The sequence below is a fragment of the Priestia sp. 40 genome (assembly GCF_049368575.1).
Lineage (GTDB): Bacteria > Bacillota > Bacilli > Bacillales > Bacillaceae_H > Priestia > Priestia zanthoxyli.
The window spans coordinates 467,194-493,071 of record NZ_JBMPZA010000005.1 but is presented as its reverse complement, the minus strand read 5'-3'; the positions used below and the strand labels follow the sequence as shown (position 1 = coordinate 493,071).

Sequence of the window (25,878 nt, the reverse complement as noted above, 5' to 3'; positions counted from 1 at the left end):
CTAATAAAAGAACAATTAGTTACCTAGGTAAATAAAATGGAAAGGTGAGGTGGGAAAAGTGAATAACTTGGTGTTTCATGAACTTCATCAAAAGTCGAGATTGTCTATTAAAGAAGTAAATGAAGTGTTAAAGGCGTACGGGCTATATAGCTCACAGTATTCAATTTTATTTTGTTTAAAGCGATTCGGTTCGATGACGCAAACAGAGATTTGGCAGTATTTAAATGTCGAAGCGCCAACGGTTACTCGCACATTAACAAGACTTGAAAAAAGCGAATGGATTGTGCGAAAAGCAGGCAGTGATAAACGAGAGCGCATCGTTTATTTATCTCCTCAAGCGAAGAAAAAGCTTCCAGAAATTCAGCAAGAAATTGAACGTTTGGAAGAAAATTTGCTGATTGCTTTATCCGACAGCGAACAAGATCAGCTTATCTCGTTATTAAAGAAAATTTGTAAATCTACAGAAAAGGGTGAAATGAATGACGAACCAGCAGGAGCCAATCTGGACTAAAAGCTTTATCAGCATTGCGATTACCAACTTTTTTATTTTTGTCGTGTTTTATGCATTGCTGACGCTGCTGCCGATTTATGTATTAGAAGCCTTAGACGGCACGAGTACGCAGGCAGGGCTTGTTGTTACCATCTTTTTATTATCTGCGATTATTGTTAGACCATTTTCAGGGAAAGTCATTGAAAACATTGGAAAGAAAAAAACGCTTGTATTTAGTACCCTCATTTTTGCGCTTTCTTCCTTCTTGTATATGCTTATCCACCATTTTAACGTGCTTTTATTACTGCGCTTCTTCCAAGGAATTTCATTCAGCTTAGCGACAACCGTCACCGGAGCGATTGCAGCGGATTTAGTTCCCGCTAAGCGACGAGGAGAAGGGCTTGGCTACTTCGGAATGTCAATGAACTTAGCCGTTGTTGCAGGGCCGTTTTTAGCACTAACGCTTCATCAGTACATGGCATACAACATTATTTTCCTTGTATTTGGCGTGATTATGCTCGTTGGCTGGCTGTGCGGAATGATGGTCAAAAATCTTCAAGAAAACGCTGCTCCGTCAGTAAAGAAATCATTTTCACTGAGCGATTTGTTTGAAAAGAAATCCATGCCGATTTCATCTGTAGGTATTCTCGTTTCTTTTTCGTATGCAAGTATTATTTCGTTTATTTCTGTGTACGCACAGTCGCTTGGATTGATTAAAACAGCAAGCTTTTTCTTTGTTGTGTTCGCAGCTGCGATGCTGATTTCACGACCGTTTACAGGAAGATTATTTGATAAATCTGGCCCAAACATTGTGATTATTCCATCGTGTATTGTCTTTGCGATTGGTCTATTTAGCTTAAGCTTTACACATTCTTCTTGGATGCTGCTGTTTTCAGGTGCGTTAGTAGGACTAGGGTATGGAACGCTGCTTCCTAGCTTCCAAACGCTTGCGATTCAAGCGGCGCCTGCTCACCGAAGCGCATATGCAACTGCTACATTCTTTACGTTTTATGATAGCGGGATTGCAGTTGGTTCGTTTGTATTAGGAATTGCAGCAGGCGCTTTAGGCTATTCAAAACTGTACTTTGCGCTAGGAATTTTTGTTCTGTTAATTACGCTTTACTATAAGTGGATTGCAAATTTACGTCAAAAACAAAAAGCAGCAAATATCCAGGTGGGCATGAAATAAAAAAGCTCGGCGTAATATGCGCCGAGTTTTTTTATGGATTTTTTACAGGACTTTGGAAGGGAAGCATATTTAAGTCAAAAGGTACTAGCCAATTCCTATCCATCTGCACCATACTTTAACAGAGGAACCATTTACATATAAAACTTCTTGGATGAAATAAAAAACAAAGGAGAACAAAGATGAAAGTAATGAAACCTCTTATGGTCACAGCGTTAGGGCTTAGTCTTGCTACTTTTTATGAAGGCGCTTTTCCTGCAGAAAAAGCTGTGCAAGTACAGGCTGCTACGGATGAAAACGTGATTGCTGATAAAGCAAAAACGTATGAAGGAGCCGATTATACATCTGGAGGAAAGACGCTAAGCGAAGGGTTTGACAGCTCTGGCTTCGTTCAATATGTGTTTAAGCAAGCGCTGGATACAACGCTGCCTCGTTCTGTGAAAGAACAGTCAGAGCTTGGGACAGCCGTTGATAAAAACGAGCTGCAAGCGGGTGATGTATTGTTTTTTGACACAGATGAAAACGGTGAAGTGAACGTAGCCGCTATTTATATCGGAGACGATGAGATGATTTATGCATCTTCTTCAGACGGAAAAGTCGTGGTGAAAAACATTTCAAGCAGTGATTATTGGTCATCACATTTTGCCAAAGCAAAGCGCATTACAGGAGCACCGGGAATTGCAAAAGATAATGAAGTTATTGCAGAAGCGCTAAAGCATCTCGGCACACCATATGTATTTGGAGGCGAGTCGCCAACGGACGGTTTTGATTGTTCCGCATTTGTTGCATATGTATTTCAGCACGCATCGGACGTCTATCTTCCGCGATCAACCGATCAGCAGTGGCAAGTTGGAGAAGAAGTTGCCCGCGAAGATTTAAAGCCAGGAGACGTTATCTTTTTTAAAGATACGTATCGCGAAGGAATTTCGCATGTAGGCATTTACGCAGGGGGCAATCAGTTTATCCATGCTAAGCGAAGTGAAAATGTGACGGTTGATTACCTGACAAGCAGCTACTGGACGTCTAAGTATGCAGGAGCAAGGCGCTACGATGACTTATCGCTGTCAAAAGACAATCCATTTGTGACGGAATCTCTTAAATATGTAGGAGAAGTACCTTACGCACAAGGTGGGACAAGTCCTTCTACAGGCTTTGATACGGCTGGTTTTGTTCAGTACATTTACAAAGAAGCAGCCGGAAAAGACATTCCGCGCTATGCGAGTCAGCAGTGGGAAAAAGGAGAAACCATTTCACAATCTGACTTGAAGCCAGGAGATCTCGTCTTTTTTGAAGGAAGTTCACTTATTCCATCTATCTATATTGGAAATGACTATGTCGTTCACGTCTCTACATCTGACGGCGTAAAAATTACAAACTATAAAGTAGACAGCTACTGGGCGCCTAAATACCACGGAGCAAAGCGCATGCCATAAAGGTAAAAAACTAAGACAGTCTGGGGCTGTCTTGGTTTTTTAATAGGTAGCCAATTGTTTTTGTATATCTTTGATTCGCTCTAGCGTTATCCCTTCCCGCTGCTCGACGGCTAAAGGGTGATCGGTTGGCTCTAACTCGATGAGCGGTCTTATTCCAACAGGTCTTGTATGCACATTTGTTTTCAAATTTAACGTTTCGGGATAGCCTGGAATTGAAACTGAAAACCATCCGAAATAAGGCGGTTCATTTTCTCTTTTGTCACTTTCCCATAAATCGATCATTCGATGAAAATTTTCTTCGCTTAAAGAAACCCATATGTTCCAAGTGAAAAATTCTTCTTCATTAAGAACAGGAATTTCAACACAGCCTCTTATGAAAAAATGTTCTTGATTCATGATACAAACCTCTGAATATAGTTCAAAGTCGTTTTGTCTTTCATCGTCTGACGCGTCATAATAGTAAAAAGGAGCTTCACTTGTATAGCTCATAGGCAAAGCAGGGTTAGGGTGTTCACAGGTTAAGTCTTTATAGTGAAGTTTGTTCGTTTTCTTCTTGCCATATAATCGTCTTCTTCGCATATTATTTTAGACTCCTCAGATAAAAGTATCTTCATTATAATACAAAAAAACGGCTGCTTAAGCGTATAATGTGTAAAAAAGTTTGATTCCCCGTATCTTTTGAACTTCCTTTAATCGTTTAGTAAATAGAGAGTGCAAAAGGAGTGAAAATCATGTCACATTCAAAAGAAATCGAAACACAAACAGAAAGCTTTGACGCTGCCTGCTGGAACGAGCATTACCCAAAATTGCAGCAGTACTGCCGTTTTTTAACGCAAAATGCGTGGGACGGAGACGATATTGCCCAAGAAACGTTTTTAAAAGCTCAGCGATATAAAGGTGAAGAGCACAAGCTGTCTTCTGCGCTGTTAAATAAAATTGCGTATCACCACTGGATTGATCTGCTGAGAAAACGAAAGCGTGAAGGAATAGTCGAAGAAAAAGCTTTGGAACAGCAAGCCGACAAGCATGCGTTTGATATAAGAGGACACTTGGTCGAGCTGCTCCTTAGTCAGTTTACGCCGAAGCAAGCGGTTATTTTTTTCTTAAAAGAAGGCTTTCGCTATCAGCTGAAAGAAATCGCTTCGATTTTACAAACGTCAGAAACAGCGGTGAAAAGCAATTTACATCGTGCTAAGCAGCGATTAGAAAAAGGCGGTGATCCGTTTTCTACAGATTCTTTTTGGGATGAAAAAGAGCGTAAAGAGCTGTCAGAGCTGTTTTATAAAACGTTAGAAGCGCAGGACCCAGCACTTTTGATTCGGGCTTTGCCTTCCTTAAAAAGCGTTATTCAAAAACCAACGTATACTCCGACGTGCACTCTCTGCATGGCTGCATAGCCATATTACGTGTGATAAGGAGGATATATATGAGTACGATTCCATATGTAATTGAACAAAGCAACCGCGGTGAACGTTCGTATGATATTTATTCGAGGCTGTTAAAAGACCGAATTATTTTAATTGGTGATGAAATCAATGATCATATTGCTAACAGCGTGGTCGCGCAGCTCTTATTTCTCGCTGCAGATGATCCTAAAAAAGATATTTCACTTTATATTAACAGCCCCGGAGGTTCGACTTCAGCAGGGTTTGCGATTTATGATACGATGCAGTACATTGAGCCGGACGTTCAAACAATTTGCACGGGCATGGCCGCTTCTTTTGGCGCACTGCTTCTCCTAGCAGGAGCAAAAGGAAAGCGCTATGCACTTCCAAACAGTGAAGTTATGATTCATCAGCCGCTAGGAGGAGCTAGAGGGCAGGCGACTGAAATTGAAATTAGCGCCCGGCGGATTTTAAAATTGAAGCAGCATATTAATGAAATTATATCAAAACGAACGGGGCAGCCGGTTGAAAAAGTGGCACATGATACGGAACGAGATTATTTTATGAGCGCCGAAGAAGCAAAGACTTACGGAATTATTGACGGTATTCTGTTGCCGAAATAAAGAGGTGACAAGAAAGCATAGACGGCAGCGTCTATGCTTTCTTGTCTATAAAAATAAGAAAAAAGACCTTAGTATTATCTTTATTTTTCTTTAAAAGGTAGGTATTATATAAAATATAACAGATTTTAGAAAGAAGGTTTTACACATGCAAGAAGTGATTGGAGTAGAGCAGCGGTCTCTGTTTCAAAAAGTATTAGTAACATTTATTTTTTCGTTATTTATTTCAACAGTTGGCTTATATGTAGGTCAATATGTGCCGCCGGCTTATTTCCTTCCGTTAGCGATTGCTGAAATTGTGATGCTGGTTGCCGCATTTATGTTACGAAAGAAAAAAAGCGTAGGATATGGCTTTACATATGCGTTTTCATTTATATCAGGCATCACGCTGTTTCCGATTGTCAGCTACTATGCATCAGTAGCGGGGGCGCAAGTCGTTCTTTATGCGTTTGGAAGCACATTCGTTATTTTTACGGTGATGGGTGTAATTGGTGCAAAAACGAAAAAAGATCTAGGGTTTTTAGGCAGCTTTCTATTAGTGGCGCTGTTAGCATTAGTGTGCATCAGCATTTTCTCGCTGTTTAGTCCATTAACAACGCCTGGACTTATGGCATTTTCCGTGATTGGTACCATCGTTTTCTCACTTTATGTGCTGTATGATTTTAATAAAATGAAGCATGGTGAAATTACAGAAGAGCTTGTTCCACTGCTGGCACTATCTCTTTATTTAGACTTTATTAATCTATTCATCAACTTGCTTCGCTTTTTCGGTATTTTAGGCAGCGATGATTAATAAGAAAAACCTGTTATCACAACAGGTTTTTTCTTTTATTTATTCTCCGCCGTCTCCATCTCCACCCTCGCTAACGTCATCCTCTGTTTTCTCATAGTTTGGTCCGGTAGCGTAAGGTTCTTTAAAAAACTTTTCAAGCCACGTGGAGCTTGTAGCGACCGCACTGTTTTTAGCGTGAATAAATTCACTGATTGTATATATTTCAACGACTTGCTTTCGATATTTCCGAAATAAAAATGCGCTGGCAACAACGCCAATGCTGATGATTATATACGTATTCATGAAATCCTCCTTGTAAAAGGGTTAGTGTAAATCATAATTGTGAAGATTTTTTAATATTTTCTCTTATGGTTATTTTTGGTATTGTGTATTTATGATGAAAAACAAGAGGAGGGGAAGTATGAATAAAGTAGCTGGTACGGCGCTATTATTTTTCTTACTAGTTGGTTGCAATCAAGAAAAGGTAACTGTATCCACACCTAATGATGAACAAGTTCCAGTGTCAGGAAGCATTGTGGTTAATGACAAAGAGTATGAAATGCGAGTAGGAGAATATGAATGGAACGGTGACGATGGTGCGCACATAACCAAAACGGATTCTTACTCACCAAAAGAGGTTGCTAAAGAATTTGATGACCTTACGCTAGAGAAAGATACCAAAGTTAAAATTCTACTAAAAAACAATCCAAAACTTACCGTCTATCAACTAAATCAAAACAATCAAAAAGAAAAAATTACGATAAAAAATAATTATATTGAAGTGTCTTCAAAGAGTGGTTACTATCTTTATGAAGTATCTGGGAAATGGCCTCATGGAAAGGCAACTTATTTATTTGATGTGAATGTAAAATAGCTAGCTAATTGCATATTGGTGAACTATAGTAAATTGTTATACATGCACCAGCCTAAAAGAAGTTCGTTTAGTGGTGCGAGCCTTTGAAAAAATGGTAGTATAGAGCAGGTACATAGAGAACGTAAATTTTTTGGAAGGATGCATGTTAGTGGTGAATTTTAAAGAGTTTTTTACGATTTCGTCATATGAAGTAATCGAACATTTGAATCGACAAGAAAACGGAAAGCATATAGATGAATACGAAGTGCTGTTGTATAACGAAAGCGTCAGTCAAACGGAAAATGTAAAAATCAAATTCAAAAAGACGAACGATGAAATAGAAGTGGAAAAAGTACAAACGCTCTCTTACTTTGATCAACAGAGTCCCAAACACCCCTGTAAGATTTGCGGCAGTGAAGTGATGGTAAAAGAGAACAGCACTGAAGAACTAAATGTTTACGTACACAATTGTTCATTGAACTATGAAGAAATAGAGTGCTGTTTAAGAGAGCTAGTACAAAATGAACTTTTACAGGATAGATTTACTCAAGAAGAATTCGACCGCAACTATGGAGTTAACTACCGGGATGACGCTAACCAGCAATATAGCTTTTACGATACCCAGCAAAGATATACTTTTTACACCATCTTTAACGATAGTGTTTATCACACCTCTTACGCAGGACCACAAGAGCTCCGCTGCAAGTTTTGCGGGATGGATGAAGAGCTGCTTGTTATAGACGGAGCGTTCTATCAAAAATGCTCAGTGCTAACTCCACATACAAATCAAATTATTGATATGATTGAAGCAAGAAAACAAAATGAACCAGACGTAACAAAACGTTCATAAGAGAAAAGTGGGCCGGAACTTGAGAAGAACATAAAAAAAGAAGCTTCCTTTTGAGCGAAAGGAAGCTTATCAAGTTTGTACCTATAGGGTTGAGTGGTGCATAATTAAATAGCTATCGGAATAACCGATGAATCATTAAAGTAAACAACTTCTGAAAGAATGGTGCAGCCTTTCAGGTTTTTGAGCTGAGAAAGGGCTTCTTCTTTGCTATCAAACTCGTACATTCTCAGTTCACTTTTTCCTACATAACACGTAATTACATACATTTTAGAAGTACCTCCACCTATCATTTATCAATTTATTAATAAAAAGCCATAACGGCTTTTATTCCTATTAAAATAGCGTAAGTGCGCCTGTGACAATAGCAAGGACAATCAGAACAAGAGACGTTAAAACGGCCCATTTAAATGCGAATCGCTGATGTTCACCAAGATCAACACCTACCATACCTACAAGTAAGAAAGTAGACGCAACAAGTGGACTTAACAGATGAACAGGTTGTCCGAGTACTGAAGCTCGCGCAATTTCCATCGGATCGATTCCGTAAGAAGCAGCCGTTTCAGCGAATATTGGTAAAACACCGAAGTAATAAGCGTCGTTACTCATCACAAATGTAAACGGCATGCTTGTTAAAGCGACAATTGTCGGTAAAAACGAACCGAGTGAATCAGGAACTAAATGAATTAACAGGCTAGCCATTTCGTCCACCATTTTAGTGCCGGATAGTATCCCTGTAAAAATACCGGCTGCAAAGACAAGGGCTGCAACGGTTAACGCGTTTCCTGCATGAGCCATTAAACGTTCTTTTTGATCCTCGAGTTTTGGATAGTTAATCATAAGAGCAAGCGCAAAGCCAATCATAAATAAAACAGAAACTGACCAAATGCCAGAAACTAGTACGACCATAAGTGCAATCGTTAAAGCTAAGTTAATCCAGATTTTTTTAGGCTGTGTAATATCTTCTTGAGAGGTTAAAGACGCGTCTTCAGCAAAAGCAAGCGAGCTTTTTAATTCAAACTGCTCAATGTCAATAGCACCAAGTCGTCTGCGTTCTTTTTTTCCAAGGATATAGCCTGTGAAAATCACCCACAAAGCGCCGCCAATTAATGTTGGGATAAGCGGAAGAAAGAAATCTGATGCATCGAGGTTAAGGGCAACAATCGCGCGAGTAGCCGGGCCTCCCCAAGGCGTCATGCTGCTCATGATACTAAGAGAAAGCATCGCAACCGTCGTTAACACTAACGGACTCATATTCAAACGTTTATAAAGTGGAAGAAGAGCAGACACCGTAATCATATAAGTAGTTGTACCGTCTCCGTCTAGTGCAACTAAAAGCGATAGAAGAGCGGTTCCAATTACGATTTTCATCGGATCACCTTTTACGATTTTTAACAGCTGCTTAATTAGTGGATCGAAAAGGCCGGCATCAATCATAACGCCGAAGTATAAAATGGCAAACAGCAGCATCGCAGCTGACGGAGCTACTTGTTTTAACCCTTCTAGCATCATGTCTCCGACGCCTTTGCCAAACCCTCCAATCACCGCAAAAAGAAGTGGAATCACCATTAAAGCTACGATAGGAGACATCCTTTTTGACATAATGAGATACGTAAAGACAATAATCATTGTAAAACCTAGTAGTGCTAGCATTCAAACAACCTCCTTTATTTTCCCTCGTTTCTCTGAAAGCGTTTTCTTTTAGAGTAAAAAAACGTGACTAACATCTTTCATCCCCATGTATGAGTCGTAGTTTGATTATTAAGAATTTTTAAATCCGCTCTTTACCCCCGCTGATGTTTCTTGTTTTCATGTTAGTACATTTTGAAAAATAAAGGAAATATAGGTTTTTTTAGAAAGTTCATAAAAATTTTTTATAATGGTAGTCTAGAAAAAAGCTTGGTCTAAAAGAGAGATTCTTCCAAGACGCAAACTTTTTAGCTTTTTGCTTTATTTTTCACTTAGCTTTAAAAAGTCAATAAATGCTTTCACGACCGATAGATTCAAGTAAGAAGGATCATACATGAGCCACGTATTTCGAAGCAAAGGTGATTCATCTCGGTACGAAAGTCCATATGTATATAAATTATCGCTGGAGTGAAGGCAAATTTCAGGTAAAATCGCAAAGCCTAAGTCATTTTTAACCATTTCTTTGGCCGTTTCTTGCCGGTCAACTTCCATTGCCACAAACGGAGGCTCTGAAAACTTGTCATGCCACCAGTCTTGAATGAGATCTTTTAGCGACGTATTGGTTTTATAGTTAATATAAGGCAGGTTCGGCAAGTCATCGATCGCAATTTCTTTTTTCGAAATTAAGCAGAGCCGTTCTTTCGTCAGCAGTGATTTTTCTCCGTTCCACGGATAATTGCCTCGTAAAATACCAACGTGCACACGCGAAGAGTCTAATAGATTCATAACTTGCGTGCTCCAACCCGTATTGACGCTGAACTGTACATTTGGATAATGAAGAGAAAACTGCTTTAAAATCTTTGGAAGCTTATGCTGTGCAAAGTTACTCGATACCCCTAAGCGAAGCGTGCCCGTAACGGTTTCGCTCATATTACGCATGCTGTCTTTTGTTTCCTGCAGCTGCTTCCACATATTTTCCGCATAGCGAACAAGATGCTCACCTTCAGATGTAAACTCAATTCCTTTTTTCGTTTTGAAAAAAAGCGTCACGCCAAATTCTTCTTCAAGATTTTTAAGGCGGTAGCTTAAAGAAGGCTGCGATACGTAGAGCCTTTCAGCCGTTCGCGTAATGTTCTTTTCTTCATGAAGCGTTTTAATTAATATCCAATCTTTTTGATCCATCCCAATTCCCCCTTGTATTTAGATTATAAAAAAATTTTTAAAAAGACAATAAATTTTATGTATTTTACTTATGACCACCTCTATTATACGATAAATGGCAAATGAACCGGTTCTAAATAGTAAAAAAATAAAATGGTTTGATGAACGCCTCGGCGTTTGTTAGTAGGGGAGAAAGGTGATTAAGATGACGCGTATTCCTGTAACGGTTATGAGAGGTGGAACGAGTAAAGGAGTCTTTATCAATCATGAAGAAATGCCTGTGAACAAATCGGATTGGGAACCGTTTTTGCTAGATATAATGGGAAGTCCGGATCAACGTCAAATTGACGGGTTGGGCGGAGCCAATTCGCTGACAAGTAAAATTGCGATTATAAAAAAATCAGATTTAGAAGAAGCTGACGTAGATTACACGTTTGCGCAGGTTAGCATCAGCGAATCTCTCGTTGATTTTAAAGGAAACTGCGGCAATATCTCCTCAGCAGTCGGACCTTATGCAATCGAACAAGGACTTGTACAAGCTGTGGAACCGGTGACCAAAGTCCGGATTTATAATACGAATACTAAAAAAGTAATTGTAGCGGAAGTAGAAGTAGAGAACGGAAAAGTGAAAACAGAAGGATCGTGTATGATTCCTGGAGTGCCAGGTACGGGTTCACCCATTTATCTTTCGTTTGAAAACGGAGAAGGAGCCGTTACTGGAAAACTGCTTCCGACCGGGAACGCTATTGATCTTCTGCAAACATCTATCGGGCCAGTAAAAGCATCAATTGTTGATGTAGGAAATCCGCTTGTATTTGTTAAAGCAGCGGATATTGGTCTAACGGGAACAGAACTTCCGCATGAATACACGGAAAAACAGCTGAAGCTATTTGAAGAAATTCGCTCCATTGCAGCGGAAAAATCGGGGCTCGCACCTCGAGACAAAGCAACTAAACTATCACCAGCGGTTCCAAAAATGACGATTATTGCTCCTCCTATGGACCACCGCGACGGGACTGGCAGAGAAAAAGCTGCTTCTCAAATGGACGTATTAATTCGGATGATGTCGATGCAAAAACCGCATCAAACGCTTGCGATTACAGGAGCAATTTGTACAACGGCGGCGATTTATACAAAAGGCACGCTGCTGTCAGAAATGGTGCAGCTAAAAGGTGATACCGTTCGACTTGCTCATCCAATGGGAATTATGGAAACCAGCGTGGATGCAAAGGATGGACAGGTTAAAGGAATCAAAGTAGTGCGTACAGCCCGTCTTATTTTTGAAGGGTTTGTTTATACAAAGCATACGTACGATGTGTGTTTATCAAGTTAATAACGTTCTCTAAAAAAAGCTCTTTCTAGGAAACTAGAACGAGCTTTTTTATGTTAGACTGTTTTTACTGAATATTGAAAAAGTAGGTGGGAGTATGAAAAAAAGAACGTATATTGATTTAAGCCACGTCATTGAAGACGGAGTTATCACACATAAAGGCTTGCCGGCACCAATCATTTGCGACTATTTAAGCCGAGAAGAGTCTAAAAAGCTTTATGAACCAGGGACTGAATTTCAAATCGGTAAAATTGAAATGGTTACAAATACAGGTACATATATTGACGTGCCGTTTCACAGATACAAAGACGGAGCGGATTTAGCTCAAACGGCTATTGATAAAACAGCCGGGCTGGAAGGAATAGTCGTTTCGGTTGACCCGACTTTAACGGCTATTGATGAATCTCATTTTCAACATATAGACGTAAAAGGCAAAGCGGTATTAATTCATACGGGATGGGATCGCTACTGGAATACAGACGATTATTTAGAAAACCATCCATACTTAACGGAAAGCGCGGCAGCTTATTTAGTGTCTCAACAGCCCGCTCTTGTCGGAATTGATTCGATGAATATTGACGACACAAAAGGAAAAGCAAGACCAGCTCATACGCTGCTGTTAGGAGCGGACATTGTAATTGCTGAACACTTATGTCACTTAAATCAACTAACGCAGTCCTTTTTATTTTACGCCGTGCCTCCTAAAATAAAAGGAGCCGGAACGTTTCCGGTAAGAGCATTTGCGGAGGTAGAAAGAAAATGATCCAGTTACATATATATATAGAAGTGCAGGAATTTAAAAACCAAGTAGAACCGCTTTTATCAAAGAATGAAGTTCTTCATAACTTAGCGCTTGGAATTTTACACAGCTTAAATGAAAGCAGCAAACCAAATTTCATGGGTGTTATTTTAAAAGACAGTCGTGCTGCGCTTGTGTTACTGCAAACGCATCCTAAGCAAATCATCCTGTCTCAAATACAGAAGCTAACGGAGTGTGAACTAAGCGAAGCGGCAGAGCTATTACAAGAAATCGACGTACCGGGCTTAGTTGGAGAAAGGCAAACGGCTTTATATCTTTCTCAAAAACTAGCAACGCTAAAAAATCAAGAAGCTTCTTTGAAAATGGATCAGCGCATTTACCGATTAGACAAAGTAAAAAAAGCTGTGGACGCGAACGGAGTGCTGGTAAAAGCAAGGTTGGAGCACCTTCCGCTCGTGACAGAATGGATTTGGGAGTTTATGGGGACTATTGGAGAGCCTGTGTCAAAAGAACAAGCTGTCAAAACAGGCGAAGCTTTTATTAAAGCAGAACGGTTATTTTTATGGGAAGTGAACGGGAAGTATGTGTCGATTGCCAATGCTACGCGTCCAACGACTCATAACATTACAATTAACTTTGTATACACGCCGCGGGAAGAACGTAAAAAAGGCTATGCCTCAAGCTGTGTGTCCACGCTTTCTCAGCTTATGCTAGACAGCGGTTTTCAAACAACAAGTCTATACACGGACATGACAAACCCTACGTCTAACAAGATTTATATGGAGATTGGGTATGAACACGTAGCTGATTCAGCACTAGTTTTATTTCATGAAAAAAAGTAGCAGGCTGTCTGCTACTTTTTCTATGAACTAAGGTTTTGCAACTAAATTTACGTGATTTAATGTTTTGCTATCATCAAAAATAAATTCAAGATCATAGGCGCCGGCATGATACGTGTATTTCGTTTGAGTCGTACCATCACCTTTTACTTTGCCTGTAAAGTTTGGCTGACCTAATTCTTTCTTTAAGTTAGCTTGCGTGATGGACCCTAAGTTTGTTTGACGCTCTACATTCGTACCAAAATAGCGAATTTCGTTGATGACGTTATTTTGGTCATAGCCAAATGCATACCCAGGATGGCCCATTTCCGCGTGATAGTAGTCAAAGCTATTTGATGAACCTTCAGGCGGGGAACCGAACTGATCGCGAACGTCTTGACGCAGGGTTTTGCCAATTTTAAAGTCTGCTGTTAATCGTGGTACTTCACCTTTTATTGCGGCGTTATAAATTTCGTTAATGTTCTTTACAGCTGTTTGACTTTGACTGCTTGTTTCTTGAGATGTAGCTGCATGTGCTGGTGTATCAAGCTGAGCGACAGGAGCAAATCCAAAAGCCGCAATTCCTGTAATCGTTGCAGCCGCCGCCGCTTTTGATAGTCGTTGTTTCATTTTCATGATTTTTTCCTCCTATATATAACGATTTAGCAACCTCAGTCTACCTAAAAGAGAAGGTAGACCAGAATAGTCAAGGAGTCTTAGTTGAGTTGGTAACTGATATATATAATGTAACACGTCTTTTAGAATGTAAACGTCAGGTAAAGCAAAAAGCAAAAAACGATTCATTTATCATAGGTGAAAAGAGTGGTTTATATTCCTTTATTAGGTAAAAAAACGTAATATGAAGAAGGTTCTAATGCTTTATAAAAAACTGGATAATAATTGTAATTATGATACAATAAATCAAGTATTTGTTAAAAATATAATATCTATTTCTGGAGTTTTGATGTATGGAAAAAAATTTGATGAGAGGTACGCTTTTATTAACAGCGTCTTCTTTGTTAACAAAGATTTTAGGCTTTATTTATATTATTCCTTTCACAGCCTTAGTGGGAACGTCAGGTTATGCACTTTATAAGTATGCATACGGTCCATATACATTGATGCTAAGCTTGTCGACAATGGGTCTTCCGCTTGCTGTTTCTAAGTATGTATCGAAATATAACGGTCTTGGAAACTACCGTGCGGGACAAGATCTGTTAAAAGCAGGACTTCTATTAATGACGATAACGGGCATAATAGGTTTCTTAGTCCTCTATACGATGGCACCGTGGCTCGCTGAACTAGTTATTAACGGAAAAGATTCCTCAGGAAATAGTCAAAAAGACGTAGTGTACGTCATCCGAATGGTAAGCTTTGCTTTAATTATTATCCCGCCTATGAGTCTATTACGAGGCTACTTTCAAGGTAACCAGTCTATGGGACCGTCCGCGCTAAGTACAATTATTGAACAAATAGTGCGAGTGTTGTTCATTTTAGTAGGAGCATACGCTGTTATTCACCTTTTTCATAGCACAATGACAAAAGCTGTTGGAATCGGTACGTTTGGAGCGTTTATTGGAGGCGTAGGGGGAATTGGGATTCTTGGAGCGGTTTATTTGAAGCGCAAGCGGTTGATTATAAAAGAAGTGAACAGCGGAAAAAATAATAAATCCGTTCCGTTCTCTTTAATGTTCAAAGAGCTTGTGACGTACGCTGTTCCGTTTGTATTAGTTGGTTTAGCTATTCCTATCTATCAAAATATTGATACGTTTACGATTAACATGCTTTTTCAATCAATAGGATATGGACAAGCTAAGGCTGAAACGATTAACTCCGTCATTGGATTAGCGCAAATTTTGGTGATGGTGCCGGTATCGTTAGCGACTGCCTTCAGCATGTCGCTAATTCCGGGCATTACATCTTCTTTTGTGCAAAGAAATTTACGGGAAGTAAAAGGAAAGATTACAAAAACGCTGCAGCTGCTGTTGTTTTTTACTCTTCCTACTGCGGTAGGGCTTTGTTTATTGGGTAAGCCGGTATATATGATGATTTTTGGAGCGAAAAACAGTCCTGAAATCGGTGGAGTTGTTTTACAATGGTATGCGCCTGCTGCGATTCTTTTTGCTCTTTTTACCGTAACAGCCGCAATTCTCCAAGGAATTAGTCAACAAAAGAAGCTAATTTTAGGCTTGGGCTTAGGAATTGTTGTGAAGATAGTATTAAACGTACTGTTGGTTTCAAGCTTAAAAGAAATTGGACCGGTTGTCGCGACTTACGGAGGGTATGGTGTATCGGTTATATATAACTTCTATTTAATTGAAAAATCTATTTCTTACCGAGTTCAATCACTGGGACAAGCTGCGTTGACACCTGTTTTATTAGTAAGTGTGATGTCAGCCGCTGTGATTATCGGCAATTATACTTCTCACTATTTTTTAGAAAATAAGCTGTCTGCATCTTCACTTGCGATTAGCACATCTTGTATTTCAATTGCTTTAGGTGCTGCCGTGTATCTAGGACTTGGCGTAAAAACAAGTTTAGGGCAATCTGTTGTATTAAATAGAAGAAAAAGAATGTAAATGTAAAAAAGAGAAAGGTGTGTCAAAACGATTTTTACTAACCGTAGCGGCTGGAGGATGTATCATAATTTTCGGCGCGCTGCTGCTATTAAATTGGGAAAGAGTGTTTGGCGATTACCGTCCGATTCAAACAGCAACAGCTGTATTCAAGTTAGAGGTGGGAAGTCAAGGTGTAGCAGAGACTACGGATTCAGATGATGCTCTTCACTATATGGTGAAAAAAGGACATTTAGATGAATATATTCAACTGATGAATGAAAAAGGCTATGTGTTAAAAGAAAAAGATATTGATCATAACCGACTTGTTTTTAACGATGGGGAAGAGGATGAGCAAATTTACTACAAGCGCTTTGCAAGGAAGTATACGATGATTGATGGAGAAGGGTAAAGGCCTTCACTTAGAATTACTACATACTAAAATCATTAAAAGAAAACACCACCTTGCGAATAAAAGGTGGTGTTTTTTTGTTAGATTATCTCATCTTAGTTTTGCTCTTGCTACCCCTGTTACGACCATGCTCGTAATAAAAATAACTACGATTCCAATGTTGGTCGGGGTATCAAAAAATATTTTTGAAACGGCTAAAGCGATAATAAGCCCAATGGCTATGCCAGATAATTCTTTCATTAATTTCAACATTAACACCTCTTACCAATATCGCTAAGGAAAAGTCTAACATTATTGGTAAAGTGGTTTCAATTAATAACACATTAACCGAAGAAGCATAATAAAATTTATTTGCTACCGCTAAATCCTTTCGACAGTCAACAAATTCAGTATAAGCGCTTTGTGAAGAAGTATAGAATGATTCAAGAAATGAGGTAAAGGTTTTAACTTCTATTTTAGTAGACTAAAACCATATAATCCTATCTGTTTTTAAAGTTTTTTTGTATGAAAAAGAAAAATAATATTGACAATTATTAAAAAACTATTAATATTGACTATATTACATAAAACAAATAGCTATTGTTTTCCTTATCAAGAGAGGTGGAGGGACTGGCCCTGTGAAACCCGGCAACCGCTGTCTATGACAGAATGGTGCCAAATCCTTAAGAACAGTATGTTCTTGAAGATGAGGAAGAGACGTTTGGTTAACGAGCTCTTCCTTTATATAAAGGAAGAGCTTTTTTATATTATAGGGGGAGTAAGTTAAATGAAGAGATTTCTTATTTTAGCAGTTGCGCTTGTACTACTCGTAACTGGCTGTCAGTCAAAAAGCACAAAAAGCAGTGGAAGTGAAGAGAAAGGAAAGAAGCGAATTGCTCTTGTTTTGCCTGAAAAGATTGGAGTTAACCCGTTTTTTCAGCAAATGGATGAGGGAGCAAAACGCGCTGGGAAGAAGTATAACATTGATGTAAAGACAATTGAATCTACAGATCAAGCAGCCATTGAAAGTAATTTGCGTGCTGCCGTAGCAGAAAATTATGACTTGATTATTACATCTTCTTTTGAATCCGAAGATGCGTTGAAAAAAGTAGCTCAAGAAAATCCGCAGCGTCAATTTGCGATTATTGATACAGTGGTTGATTTACCAAATGTAAGAAGCGTTGTATTCCGTGAACAAGAAGCTTCATATTTATTAGGAGCAGCCGCAGGATTGATTACGAAAACGAATAAAGTAGGAATGGTTGCAGCTGATGATATTCCATTATTAAAAAAATGGACGGTAAGCTTTAAAGAAGGATTACAATCAACAAATCCCAAAGCAGAGTTTCTAGTAAATTATGTGGGAAGTTTCTCTGATCCAGCTAAAGCAAAAGAACTTGCTATTTTACAGGCTTCAAAAGGTGCTGATTTTATCGCTGGAGCATCAGCTGTAGGCGACTTGGGTGTATTTGAAGCAGCAAAAGAAAAAGGTTTTTATACGGCAGGCCAAGATATTGACCGTACGGAAGTAGATCCTGAGCATATCATTTTATCGCAGTTAAAAGGATCTGATGCGGCTGCTTATGAAACGGTAGAAGCACTCGCAAATGACAAATTTAAATCGGGCGTAGTGACATACGGCTTAAAAGAAAAAGGTGTTGGGTTAACGTATGTGACTCAAGACAGCAAGACACCTCTTAATGACTTTGTAGGACAAGATGTAATTGATCAATTAAAAGAAATTAAAGATTCGATTATTGATGGAAAAACAGTGGTAAAAGATCCGTTAGCAAAGTGAGTTGAGAAGAGAAGTCGAGTAAGGCTGGCTTCTCTTTCTTATTTTTGAAAAAAACCTAAAGGGAAAGGAGCAATGAATGGAATGAGTGAGCTGTTGCAGTTAACGAATTTGACGAAGAAATACGGTTCATTTTTAGCAAACGATAACGTGTCTCTTACGCTGAAAAAAGGGGAGGTTCACGCGCTGGTCGGAGAAAACGGTGCTGGTAAAACAACGTTGATGAGGATGCTTTACGGAATGGAAAAGCCGAGTTCAGGAAGTGTTCAGCTGCACGGGAAATCTGTTTTGTTTTCATCTCCTGCGGATGCGATTAAAAACGGAATAGGCATGGTGCATCAGCATTTTATGGTTTTTCCTCATTTTTCAGTGGCTGAAAATATTGTCTTGGGGCATGAGCCAAAGAAAGGTCTCTTTTTCAACAGAAAGCAGGCGAAAGCAGATGTACAGCAATTAACCCAAACTTATCAAATTTCAGTGGATGTTCATAAAAAAGTAAAGCATTGCTCAATTGGGGAACAGCAAAAGATTGAAATTTTAAAAGTGCTGTATCAAGGAGCAGAAATTATTATTTTAGACGAGCCTACCGCAGTTCTTACTCCTCATGAAGTAAAGGAACTATTAAAAACAATCCGGTTTTTGGCTTCTCAAGGAAAAAGCATCATTATTATTACACATAAGCTGCAAGAAGTGATGGAAGTAGCGGACCGAATTACAGTTCTTCGAAATGGTAAAGTAGCCGGCGTCACAAGTAAAGAAGATACCAATGCTCACCATTTAGCGAGACTAATGGTAGGGAGAGAATTAAAAGAGCGTCCTGCAAGAGTGCCATCACAAAGCACTTCTCATTTAAGCGTACAAAATCTCTTTTTAAAAGGAAAAGGACAAAAAAACGTGTTGCAAAATGTGTCTCTTCACGTTTCTGCAGGCGAAATTGTCGGTATTGCAGGGGTTTCAGGAAATGGGCAGTCAGAGCTGCTTCAAGCAATTGCTGGATTAGTAGAAACAGACACCGGAAGTATCAAACTTGGAGATGAAGATCTTACAGGGCGATCTGTGCGTGAAAGAAGAGAGGCAGGAATTGCTCATATTCCAGAAGACCGCTATATGTGGGGAGCCTCTAAAGACGATACGATCGAGGAAAATGCGCTGATGGGCTATCAGTATAAAGCTTCTTACTCGAAGATGGGCTGGCTGAAAAGAAAGATATTCAAGTCGAGCGTGGAGGAATGGATAAATGAATTTTCGATTAAAGCCACTTCATCTAAGCAAAAAGCAGGAGAACTGTCTGGGGGAAATCTGCAAAAATTAATTGTTGCAAGAGAGCTTGGCCAAAACACCTCTTTTCTACTTGCTGCCGAACCAACGCGAGGAGTGGATATTGGGGCAATGGAACGTATTCATGATGCCTTGATTCAAAAAAGGAATAATGGCTCTGCTATTTTACTTGTATCGTCTGAGCTGTCGGAGATTATCTCACTATCAGATCGAATTTTAGTGATGTACGAAGGCAGTATTGTCGGAGAGCTTACAAGAGAAGAAGCGACGGAAGAGAAACTAAGCATATTAATGGCAGGAGGAACGGTAGAAGGTGATACAGTTGCAGAAACTTCTTAAATCATTAATCCAACCGATTATTGCGGTCATTTTTGGCTTAGCGATAGGAGGCATTATTATCTTCTTAACAGGTGGTTCGGTTTTCCAAACATATACAGAGCTCTGGAATGGAGCGTTTGGTAATTTTTATTTCTTCACCACTACACTGGCTCGCGCTACGCCTATTCTGTTAATTGCGTTAGGTGTGGGATTTGCTTTTAGAGCAGGTGTGTTTAATTTAGGGGGAGAAGGACAAATGGTCGTTGGAGCGATTAGTGCAGCGATTGTTGCTTATTACCTGCCGGCTCCAGGGATAGTCAAGCTGATAGCAGCCATTGCCGCTGCTGTTGTGGCAGGAGGTTTGCTTTCCGTTTTAGCAGGATGGATGGAAGCCGCGTTTAAAATTCAGCTTGTCATTTCGACCCTTTTATTAAATTATATCGCTGTTTTATTTGCAAGTTATTTAGCAGGTCACCCTTTTCAAGATAAAACAGGCTCAGCTGCTCTCGCTCAGACGCCTATGATTGAGCAATCAGCATGGCTTGGAAAAGTGTTTCAAGGAATGCCTCTTCATGTCGGATTTATCATTGCTCTAGTGGGTGCGCTGCTGCTATGGACGGTGCTTCGCTACTCTGTGTTTGGCTATGAAGTAAACGCATCCGGGAAAAATCCGTTGTTCGGAGCGTATGGAGGCATTCATCAGGTAAAAGTCATGCTGTTTAGCATGTTTATTAGCGGAAGCTTGGCTGGATTAGCAGGAGGATTTGAAGTGCTTGGTTCACAGTACCGATTTGTAGACGGTGCGCTCACCGTTCCTGGATATGCATGGACTGGAGTGATGGCTGCTCTGTTAGCAAATTCAAATCCAATCGGCATTGTTTTTACGTCTCTTTTACTTGCCGCTTTGCAAACAGGAGCGATGGGGCTAGAGCGTAATACAGAAATTCCGTTAGAAATTGCGAGTATTATGCAAGCTGTTCTTATTCTATTTATCTCAGCGAAATTTACAAAGCAGTGGTGGAAAGCCAAAAAGAAAGGAGCTGATATTCGTGGAGCTGCTTGATTGGTCACTGTTAAATGCAACGCTGCGAATGGTTGCACCGATTTTATTAGCGGCGCTAGGCGGAATGCTTTGCGCGCGCGTGGGCATATTTAATGTAGGGCTAGAAGGTCTGATATTGATTGGGGCTTTTAGCGGAATTGCCGGTAACTATTATACTCACAATGTCTTTTTTGCGATCGTGATTGCGGCTGGAGCAAGCTTACTTTTTGCTTTGCTTTTTGGAATGATGGTCGTGGTGTTTAAAGCCAATGAAATTGTCGTTGGGGTGTCTATTAATTTTTTAGCACTGGGCTTAACGACATTTTTACTCCGGACTATTTTTCATACAAAAGGTGCCTATTACGATAAAAACATGCACGGGATAGGTACATGGGATATTCCTTTAATTAAAGACATACCTATAATCGGCGACATTGTTTCCGGGCAGTCACCGCTTGTCTATTTTGCTTTTTTAGCAGCTATTGCTTTTTATATCTTCTTTTATCGAACGATTTTTGGTTTTCGTCTTCTAGCAGTAGGCTACAATAAGGTAGCAGCAAGTACGCTTGGGTTGAAAGCAATAAGATATCAGCTGTTTGCGATTGCAGCATGCGGAATTCTGTGCGGGATCGCGGGAGCACAGCTTTCGTTAGGGCAAGTCACGATGTTCTCAGAAGGTATGACTTCAGGGCGTGGATTTATCGCACTTGTTGCGATGATGCTCGGTCAGTCTCATCCGCTCGGTATTTTAGCCTCAAGTATCCTTTTCGGCTTAATGGATGCCGTGAGCACACGACTGCAAGGCTTTTCAATACCGACCGAGTTTACCATGATGGTTCCGTATGTGCTGACATTAGCAGCGATGTTTTTCTTACGAGATAAAGGAGTCGAAACGAATCAAACAAGTCAGCAAAGTGCACGCTGACAAAAAAATAAAGAGGTGGTACCTATGAACAAAGCAGACCGTATTAAACGAATGAAAACACCAGAAATTGATCCAAAGTATGAAGGACGAGTGCCTCCGGGACAAGTAGTGACAGAGCGGTTTCCTATTTTGCATGAAGGCGACGTGCCGGAGTATAACTTAGAGGAGTGGACGCTTCGGGTGTTTGGATTGGTAGATAAGGAAGTGACCCTTTCCTATCAAGACATATTGGATATGCCGCAAACGACGGTGAAATGTGATATTCACTGCGTAACAAGATGGACAAGGCTTGACAATGAATTTACAGGCGTGTTGTTTACAGACTTTTTAAAAGCAATTGGCGTGGAGTTAAAAAGTGAATATATCATGCTGCACGGAGACAATGACTATACGTCAAACATTGAAGTAGAAGATTTGCTGAGAGACGATATTCTTCTTGCTCATTCCTTTAACGGAGAGCCGCTTACACCTAAGCATGGATATCCGCTGCGATTGGTTGTTCCGCACTTGTACTTTTGGAAAAGTGTTAAATGGCTTCGAGGCTTTGAAGTCATTGATGAAAATCATCCTGGCTTTTGGGAGCAAAACGGCTTTCATCTTAGAGGAGATCCATTTAAAGAAGAGCGTTTTTCTGGAGAAGATTTAGGTATTCCAGAAGATGAGTGGGTACATAAAGACTATGATTAATAAAAAATGCCTATGCTTGTGCATAGGCATTTTGTTAGCGCTGGCGGTTTAACTCCCACACAACGTGGCGAAGTTCAGGCAAAATCAGCTTGGTCATGGCTAGACGAACCGCACCGCTTGATCCTGGTGTAGAAAAAACGGCTTTTTCGTTAACCGTCCCGGCAATTGCCCGGCTCATAATCGCTGCGCTGCCAATGTCTTCGGTGTAGCTCAGCATGCGAAACAGCTCGCCAAACCCGACGATTTCTTTATGAATCAGCGCTTGAACAGCTTCAATCGTGACGTCTCGTTTTGTAATGCCGGTTCCGCCGTTTGTAAGGACAACGTCAATGTCATCATCACTGCAGCCGGCAAGTATCGCTTGTTGAATCGACGTTTGGTCGTCTTTTACAATTTCATATGCTGCGACTTGCATATCATGTTCTTTTAGAAGTTGGATCATCAGCGCGCCGCTTTTATCGGTTTCTTTTGTACGTGTATCGGATACGGTAATGACTTTGCAGCGAACGGGCTGCGTTGCTTTGGATTTATGTTCGTGTACGCTCATTATGTACCTCCTTTACGCTTCTGTGCGTTTGTAGTCACCGTTTTTGCCGCCTGATTTTTCAAGCAGATACGTTTCACCGATAATCATGCCTTTATCAATGGCTTTGCACATATCATAAACGGTTAATGCGCAGGCAGAAGCAGCGGTTAAAGCTTCCATTTCAACGCCCGTTGATCCTTCGGTTTTAACAGTCGCTTCTATTAGTAAACGGTACTCGTTATTGCTTGTATCCCAGTCAAATGAAAGGTTCACGCCTTTTAATAAAAGAGGGTGACACATGGGAATAATGTCAGACGTGCGTTTTGCTGCCATGATTCCTGCTACTTGTGCAACAGCAAGCACGTCACCTTTTCCGATTTTATGCTCTACAACGGCTTCGTGAATTTCTTTGTTAACAAGTATGCTTGAACGAGCTGTTGCAACGCGACGAGTGATAGATTTTTCGCTAATATCGACCATATTGGCCCGGCCTTGATCATTAAAATGAGTAAAAGAAGACATCGGTGTTTTCATCCTTTTTCAGTAAATTTTGTTGTATGATAGAAATAGTGAGATATGCTATGATTTTACACCATAGCGCAAAAAGTGAACAGACATAAAGGAAGTGAAGAATGTATGTTAGAAAGCAGAACACCTATTTCAATTCCGGAAGCAATTGAAAAAGTTATGACATATAAAAGAAAAGGCAGCATTGAACGCGTATCGATCACCGAAAGCTACGGACGTTATTTAGGAGAAGATATTATCGCCGATCAAAACGTGCCTCACTTTAATAAATCGCTTTATGACGGCTTTGCGGTTCGAGCACAAGACTGCGTAGAAGTATCAAGTGAACATTCTGTCGAGTTCGAAGTTGTAGGTGAAATCGGCGCTGGTTCTGTCTTTGAAGAAGAACTAAAGCCGTTTCAAGCTGTGCGCATTATGACAGGAGCACAAGTGCCTCATTCATGTGATGCGGTTGTGATGCTTGAAGTAACGAAGTCGTATGAAAAAGAAGGCAAAACGTATATGGCGTTAAGCAGGCGTGCTTCAAAGTGGGAACACATTGCGTTAAAAGGAGAAGAAACAAAAAAAGGAGACGTGCTCGTTTCAAAAGGAACGCGCATCAATCCGGGCGTCACCGCTTTTTTAGCTACGTTTGGCTATGCGGATGTAGCCGTGGTGAAGCAGCCGATTGTTGGCGTGTTAACAACAGGAAGCGAACTGCTTGATGTGAACGAGCCGCTAGAACTAGGGAAAATCCGCAACAGCAACTCCTATATGGCACTTGCACAAATCGTAAGAAGCGGGGGAATTCCGAAATATTTAGGGAAGCTTGAAGATGATTTTGACCGCTGCTATGAAGCGGTAGAAAAAGCGCTTGAAGAAGTGGATATTTTACTGACAACCGGCGGCGTATCCGTTGGGGACTATGATTATTTACCGGCTATTTATAAAAAGCTTGGCGCGAACGTGCTGTTTAACAAAATTGCGATGCGACCGGGAAGCGTCACAACAGTCGCAGAACGAAACGGACAGCTGTTGTTTGGATTATCAGGAAACCCATCTGCTTGCTATGTCGGGTTTGAACTGTTTGTACGTCCGATTGTTCGCAGCTTTTTACATTCACCGGCGCCTCATTTACATAAAACAAAAGCGGTATTAAACGGCCGTTTTAAAGAGCCTAACGCATTCACAAGAATGGTGCGAGGAAAAATTACAGACGAAGGGGGAAGGCTCTTAGTAACGCCTGTTGGCATGGACAAGTCGGGTGCTATTTCATCTTTAGCTGCGGCGAACGGCTTGATTGTTCTTCCGGGTGGAGAGCATGGATACGATAGGGGAATAGAAGTGGATGTGCTGCATCTTGAAAAAGAAGGTACAAGTTCGCTTTGGGTATAAAAGCAGAAGTCTGCTTATTGCTTGTCCTTTTTTTCAATAAGAATTTGAAGCAGTTCTGTAATTCGATCTAATTTGCTTTCAATGCGCACGAGTAAGTAAAACGATAGCGCAACTGGAAAGCCTAATTCTTTAATATAACTAACCAAGTTTTCTATAATTGCATACCTCCTTCAATTAGAAGATACACTATAATATGTGATTTCTAAGTATTTGTTCACAGGACATACATCCATTTTTAAGACAAAAGTCCTTAAGAAATAAGAAAAAGCAGCCTCGGCATTGGCAAGCGAGGCTGCTTTTTATAAGGGTTCATTCACACGTATTCAAGTATGAACGATTATTGGAATTAAACTATAACATATTTTAAAATATAAATAATACTTTTGATGTGTTCTAACATATGAATAAGAGGTGCACTTTTAATTCATCGATTTAATTGGTCCTCCTAATGAAGAACCAACTAAATTAAGGATGTATAAAAAGCTGCATATTCTATAAAAGTGACTTTTTCAGAACTCTTACTTCCCTAAGGGTTCTCTTTTTTGCTGTGTGCCTAAGAGGGTGGTTTGTGTACACGGTCTTAATCCTGAGATAAATAAATCCAGTTGATTTCATCAAATTCTTCAATACTATAATTTGAACCTATATTCTTTAACATTTTATTGAAGAATTTTAGGTTAACTTCATGATCATACAAATCTTCTTGAATGTATTCCTTAATAATAAAGTTTGTTAAATTTGTATTAGATATGTATCGTCAACATAACATTCAGTACTGGCCTGTTTTTTTACTCCAAACGAACGAACATGTAGGTTGCTGCGGTGTGCGACCTTACAATATTCAAGGTAAAACTCTAGAGTTTGGCATACACTTAAAACGTGCTTATTGGGGAAGGGGAATAGCTCAAGAAGCAAGTCAAGCAGTCATAGATTACTCTTTTACTAACCTTGAGGTAAACAGTTTATTTGCGGGGCATAATCCTAAAAATAGAGACTCTGCAAAATTACTTAATAAATTAGGGTTTAAATACACACATGATGAGTTTTATAAACCTACGGGGTTGCAACATCCTTCTTATTTACTTACTAAAGAAGTATAGCGACAGTTAATTTTTTAAATAGCCTAGGACATGTTTTGTGTTAACTAGAAAGAAATAGATAAACAAATACTTTAT

At 39.9% G+C, this 25,878-nt stretch carries 30 protein-coding genes and 1 riboswitch; of the genes, 20 read left to right on the top strand and 10 right to left on the bottom strand.

Translation table 11 applies throughout. The features are described from left to right. Nucleotides 1-58: 58 nt before the first annotated feature. The 3 genes from ACO1DI_RS03620 to ACO1DI_RS03610 all read left to right on the top strand — a co-directional run bounded on the left by ACO1DI_RS03620 (nt 59) and on the right by ACO1DI_RS03610 (nt 3,109). Complete coding sequence (locus tag ACO1DI_RS03620) at nt 59-511, top strand: MarR family winged helix-turn-helix transcriptional regulator (RefSeq protein ID WP_226701564.1); 453 nt, start codon at nt 59-61, stop codon at nt 509-511. Next, nucleotides 480-1,679 (top strand): MFS transporter, encoded by a 1,200-nt coding sequence (locus ACO1DI_RS03615; RefSeq protein WP_423145103.1) that lies wholly within the window; start codon nt 480-482, stop codon nt 1,677-1,679. Before ACO1DI_RS03620 ends, ACO1DI_RS03615 begins: the two co-directional genes overlap by 32 nt. Before the next feature lie 179 nt (nt 1,680-1,858). Next, a complete protein-coding gene (locus ACO1DI_RS03610) occupies nt 1,859-3,109 on the top strand; it encodes a C40 family peptidase (protein ID WP_423145102.1) in 1,251 nt (416 codons plus the stop codon). A gap of 39 nt (nt 3,110-3,148) precedes the next feature. Here the strand turns inward: ACO1DI_RS03610 and ACO1DI_RS03605 are convergent, their stop codons facing one another. Further along, nucleotides 3,149-3,688, bottom strand: coding sequence for a DUF2199 domain-containing protein (locus ACO1DI_RS03605; RefSeq protein ID WP_014458754.1), 540 nt, complete (start codon nt 3,686-3,688; stop codon nt 3,149-3,151). Between the two features lie 152 nt (nt 3,689-3,840). Between ACO1DI_RS03605 and ACO1DI_RS03600 the strand changes: the two genes are divergently transcribed. From ACO1DI_RS03600 to ACO1DI_RS03590, 3 genes are all read left to right on the top strand, one after another. Further along, nucleotides 3,841-4,506: a sigma-70 family RNA polymerase sigma factor gene (locus tag ACO1DI_RS03600; RefSeq protein WP_014458755.1), complete on the top strand. Its 666-nt coding sequence runs from the start codon at nt 3,841-3,843 to the stop codon at nt 4,504-4,506. A 29-nt stretch (nt 4,507-4,535) separates the two neighbouring features. Further along, entirely contained in the window at nt 4,536-5,117 is a 582-nt protein-coding gene (clpP, locus tag ACO1DI_RS03595) for an ATP-dependent Clp endopeptidase proteolytic subunit ClpP (protein ID WP_014458756.1), read from the top strand. 145 nt (nt 5,118-5,262) lie between these two features. After that, nucleotides 5,263-5,907, top strand: coding sequence for a Bax inhibitor-1/YccA family protein (locus ACO1DI_RS03590; RefSeq protein ID WP_014458757.1), 645 nt, complete (start codon nt 5,263-5,265; stop codon nt 5,905-5,907). A gap of 39 nt (nt 5,908-5,946) precedes the next feature. Here ACO1DI_RS03590 and ACO1DI_RS03585 read toward each other — a convergent pair whose 3' ends face one another. Beyond that, a complete protein-coding gene (locus tag ACO1DI_RS03585; RefSeq protein ID WP_014458758.1) occupies nt 5,947-6,189 on the bottom strand; it encodes a hypothetical protein in 243 nt (80 codons plus the stop codon). Nucleotides 6,190-6,307: 118 nt separating this feature from the next. Here ACO1DI_RS03585 and ACO1DI_RS03580 point away from each other — a divergent pair, with 118 nt between their 5' ends. Continuing rightward, complete coding sequence (locus tag ACO1DI_RS03580; protein ID WP_115654688.1) at nt 6,308-6,760, top strand: hypothetical protein; 453 nt, start codon at nt 6,308-6,310, stop codon at nt 6,758-6,760. 148 nt (nt 6,761-6,908) lie between these two features. After that, nucleotides 6,909-7,589: a hypothetical protein gene (locus ACO1DI_RS03575; RefSeq protein ID WP_182421250.1), complete on the top strand. Its 681-nt coding sequence runs from the start codon at nt 6,909-6,911 to the stop codon at nt 7,587-7,589. Between the two features lie 104 nt (nt 7,590-7,693). Here the strand turns inward: ACO1DI_RS03575 and ACO1DI_RS03570 are convergent, their stop codons facing one another. From ACO1DI_RS03570 to ACO1DI_RS03560, 3 genes are all read right to left on the bottom strand, one after another. Beyond that, nucleotides 7,694-7,855, bottom strand: coding sequence for a hypothetical protein (locus ACO1DI_RS03570; RefSeq protein WP_208732990.1), 162 nt, complete (start codon nt 7,853-7,855; stop codon nt 7,694-7,696). Between the two features lie 67 nt (nt 7,856-7,922). After that, nucleotides 7,923-9,239: a CitMHS family transporter gene (locus tag ACO1DI_RS03565; RefSeq protein WP_014458762.1), complete on the bottom strand. Its 1,317-nt coding sequence runs from the start codon at nt 9,237-9,239 to the stop codon at nt 7,923-7,925. Nucleotides 9,240-9,536: 297 nt separating this feature from the next. Further along, entirely contained in the window at nt 9,537-10,397 is an 861-nt protein-coding gene (locus tag ACO1DI_RS03560; RefSeq protein WP_423145101.1) for a LysR family transcriptional regulator, read from the bottom strand. Between the two features lie 184 nt (nt 10,398-10,581). Here ACO1DI_RS03560 and ACO1DI_RS03555 point away from each other — a divergent pair, with 184 nt between their 5' ends. The 3 genes from ACO1DI_RS03555 to ACO1DI_RS03545 all read left to right on the top strand — a co-directional run bounded on the left by ACO1DI_RS03555 (nt 10,582) and on the right by ACO1DI_RS03545 (nt 13,308). Then, complete coding sequence (locus ACO1DI_RS03555) at nt 10,582-11,709, top strand: 2-methylaconitate cis-trans isomerase PrpF family protein (RefSeq protein WP_208733452.1); 1,128 nt, start codon at nt 10,582-10,584, stop codon at nt 11,707-11,709. 94 nt (nt 11,710-11,803) lie between these two features. Then, nucleotides 11,804-12,469, top strand: a complete 666-nt coding sequence (locus tag ACO1DI_RS03550) for a cyclase family protein (RefSeq protein WP_423145100.1) — start codon at nt 11,804-11,806, stop codon at nt 12,467-12,469. After that, nucleotides 12,466-13,308 (top strand): GNAT family N-acetyltransferase, encoded by an 843-nt coding sequence (locus ACO1DI_RS03545; RefSeq protein ID WP_423145099.1) that lies wholly within the window; start codon nt 12,466-12,468, stop codon nt 13,306-13,308. The genes ACO1DI_RS03550 and ACO1DI_RS03545 overlap by 4 nt, the downstream gene beginning before the upstream one ends. A gap of 27 nt (nt 13,309-13,335) precedes the next feature. Here the strand turns inward: ACO1DI_RS03545 and ACO1DI_RS03540 are convergent, their stop codons facing one another. After that, complete coding sequence (locus tag ACO1DI_RS03540) at nt 13,336-13,920, bottom strand: YjgB family protein (RefSeq protein ID WP_208732992.1); 585 nt, start codon at nt 13,918-13,920, stop codon at nt 13,336-13,338. Nucleotides 13,921-14,252: 332 nt separating this feature from the next. On the opposite strand from ACO1DI_RS03540, the gene ACO1DI_RS03535 reads away from it, so the two are divergent. Beyond that, complete coding sequence (locus ACO1DI_RS03535) at nt 14,253-15,863, top strand: putative polysaccharide biosynthesis protein (protein ID WP_208732993.1); 1,611 nt, start codon at nt 14,253-14,255, stop codon at nt 15,861-15,863. A 19-nt stretch (nt 15,864-15,882) separates the two neighbouring features. Then, complete coding sequence (locus tag ACO1DI_RS03530) at nt 15,883-16,251, top strand: hypothetical protein (protein ID WP_423145098.1); 369 nt, start codon at nt 15,883-15,885, stop codon at nt 16,249-16,251. Nucleotides 16,252-16,341: 90 nt separating this feature from the next. Here ACO1DI_RS03530 and ACO1DI_RS03525 read toward each other — a convergent pair whose 3' ends face one another. Next, nucleotides 16,342-16,503 carry a hypothetical protein gene (locus ACO1DI_RS03525; protein ID WP_155017469.1) on the bottom strand — a complete coding sequence of 54 codons (162 nt, stop codon included), beginning with the start codon at nt 16,501-16,503 and terminating at the stop codon, nt 16,342-16,344. 333 nt (nt 16,504-16,836) lie between these two features. Next, a riboswitch (SAM riboswitch) is annotated at nt 16,837-16,943 on the top strand. 74 nt (nt 16,944-17,017) lie between these two features. Between ACO1DI_RS03525 and ACO1DI_RS03520 the strand changes: the two genes are divergently transcribed. The 5 genes from ACO1DI_RS03520 (at nt 17,018) to ACO1DI_RS03500 (ending at nt 22,275) form a co-directional block, all read left to right on the top strand. Further along, nucleotides 17,018-18,028 carry a BMP family lipoprotein gene (locus ACO1DI_RS03520; protein WP_014458769.1) on the top strand — a complete coding sequence of 337 codons (1,011 nt, stop codon included), beginning with the start codon at nt 17,018-17,020 and terminating at the stop codon, nt 18,026-18,028. An 81-nt stretch (nt 18,029-18,109) separates the two neighbouring features. After that, nucleotides 18,110-19,642 (top strand): ABC transporter ATP-binding protein, encoded by a 1,533-nt coding sequence (locus ACO1DI_RS03515; RefSeq protein ID WP_042991973.1) that lies wholly within the window; start codon nt 18,110-18,112, stop codon nt 19,640-19,642. Next, nucleotides 19,617-20,684 (top strand): ABC transporter permease, encoded by a 1,068-nt coding sequence (locus tag ACO1DI_RS03510; RefSeq protein WP_042991974.1) that lies wholly within the window; start codon nt 19,617-19,619, stop codon nt 20,682-20,684. The genes ACO1DI_RS03515 and ACO1DI_RS03510 overlap by 26 nt, the downstream gene beginning before the upstream one ends. Beyond that, on the top strand, nt 20,671-21,588 hold the full coding sequence (locus tag ACO1DI_RS03505; RefSeq protein ID WP_042991975.1) for an ABC transporter permease: 918 nt from the start codon (nt 20,671-20,673) through the stop codon (nt 21,586-21,588). The genes ACO1DI_RS03510 and ACO1DI_RS03505 overlap by 14 nt, the downstream gene beginning before the upstream one ends. A 24-nt stretch (nt 21,589-21,612) precedes the next feature. Continuing rightward, complete coding sequence (locus ACO1DI_RS03500; RefSeq protein ID WP_014458773.1) at nt 21,613-22,275, top strand: sulfite oxidase-like oxidoreductase; 663 nt, start codon at nt 21,613-21,615, stop codon at nt 22,273-22,275. Nucleotides 22,276-22,309: 34 nt separating this feature from the next. On the opposite strand, the gene ACO1DI_RS03495 is transcribed toward ACO1DI_RS03500, so the two are convergent. Then, nucleotides 22,310-22,822, bottom strand: coding sequence for a MogA/MoaB family molybdenum cofactor biosynthesis protein (locus ACO1DI_RS03495; RefSeq protein ID WP_014458774.1), 513 nt, complete (start codon nt 22,820-22,822; stop codon nt 22,310-22,312). A 12-nt stretch (nt 22,823-22,834) separates the two neighbouring features. After that, nucleotides 22,835-23,323 (bottom strand): cyclic pyranopterin monophosphate synthase MoaC, encoded by a 489-nt coding sequence (gene moaC / locus ACO1DI_RS03490; RefSeq protein ID WP_014458775.1) that lies wholly within the window; start codon nt 23,321-23,323, stop codon nt 22,835-22,837. A gap of 114 nt (nt 23,324-23,437) precedes the next feature. On the opposite strand from moaC, the gene glp reads away from it, so the two are divergent. Then, complete coding sequence (gene glp / locus ACO1DI_RS03485; RefSeq protein WP_423145097.1) at nt 23,438-24,703, top strand: gephyrin-like molybdotransferase Glp; 1,266 nt, start codon at nt 23,438-23,440, stop codon at nt 24,701-24,703. Nucleotides 24,704-24,717: 14 nt separating this feature from the next. On the opposite strand, the gene ACO1DI_RS03480 is transcribed toward glp, so the two are convergent. Continuing rightward, nucleotides 24,718-24,849, bottom strand: a complete 132-nt coding sequence (locus tag ACO1DI_RS03480; RefSeq protein WP_014458777.1) for a YvrJ family protein — start codon at nt 24,847-24,849, stop codon at nt 24,718-24,720. Between the two features lie 561 nt (nt 24,850-25,410). On the opposite strand from ACO1DI_RS03480, the gene ACO1DI_RS03475 reads away from it, so the two are divergent. Continuing rightward, the gene (locus ACO1DI_RS03475; RefSeq protein ID WP_342453268.1) at nt 25,411-25,803 is read left to right on the top strand and encodes a GNAT family N-acetyltransferase; all 393 of its coding nucleotides are present in this window, start codon (nt 25,411-25,413) and stop codon (nt 25,801-25,803) included. The last annotated feature ends 75 nt before the right edge of the window (nt 25,804-25,878 follow it).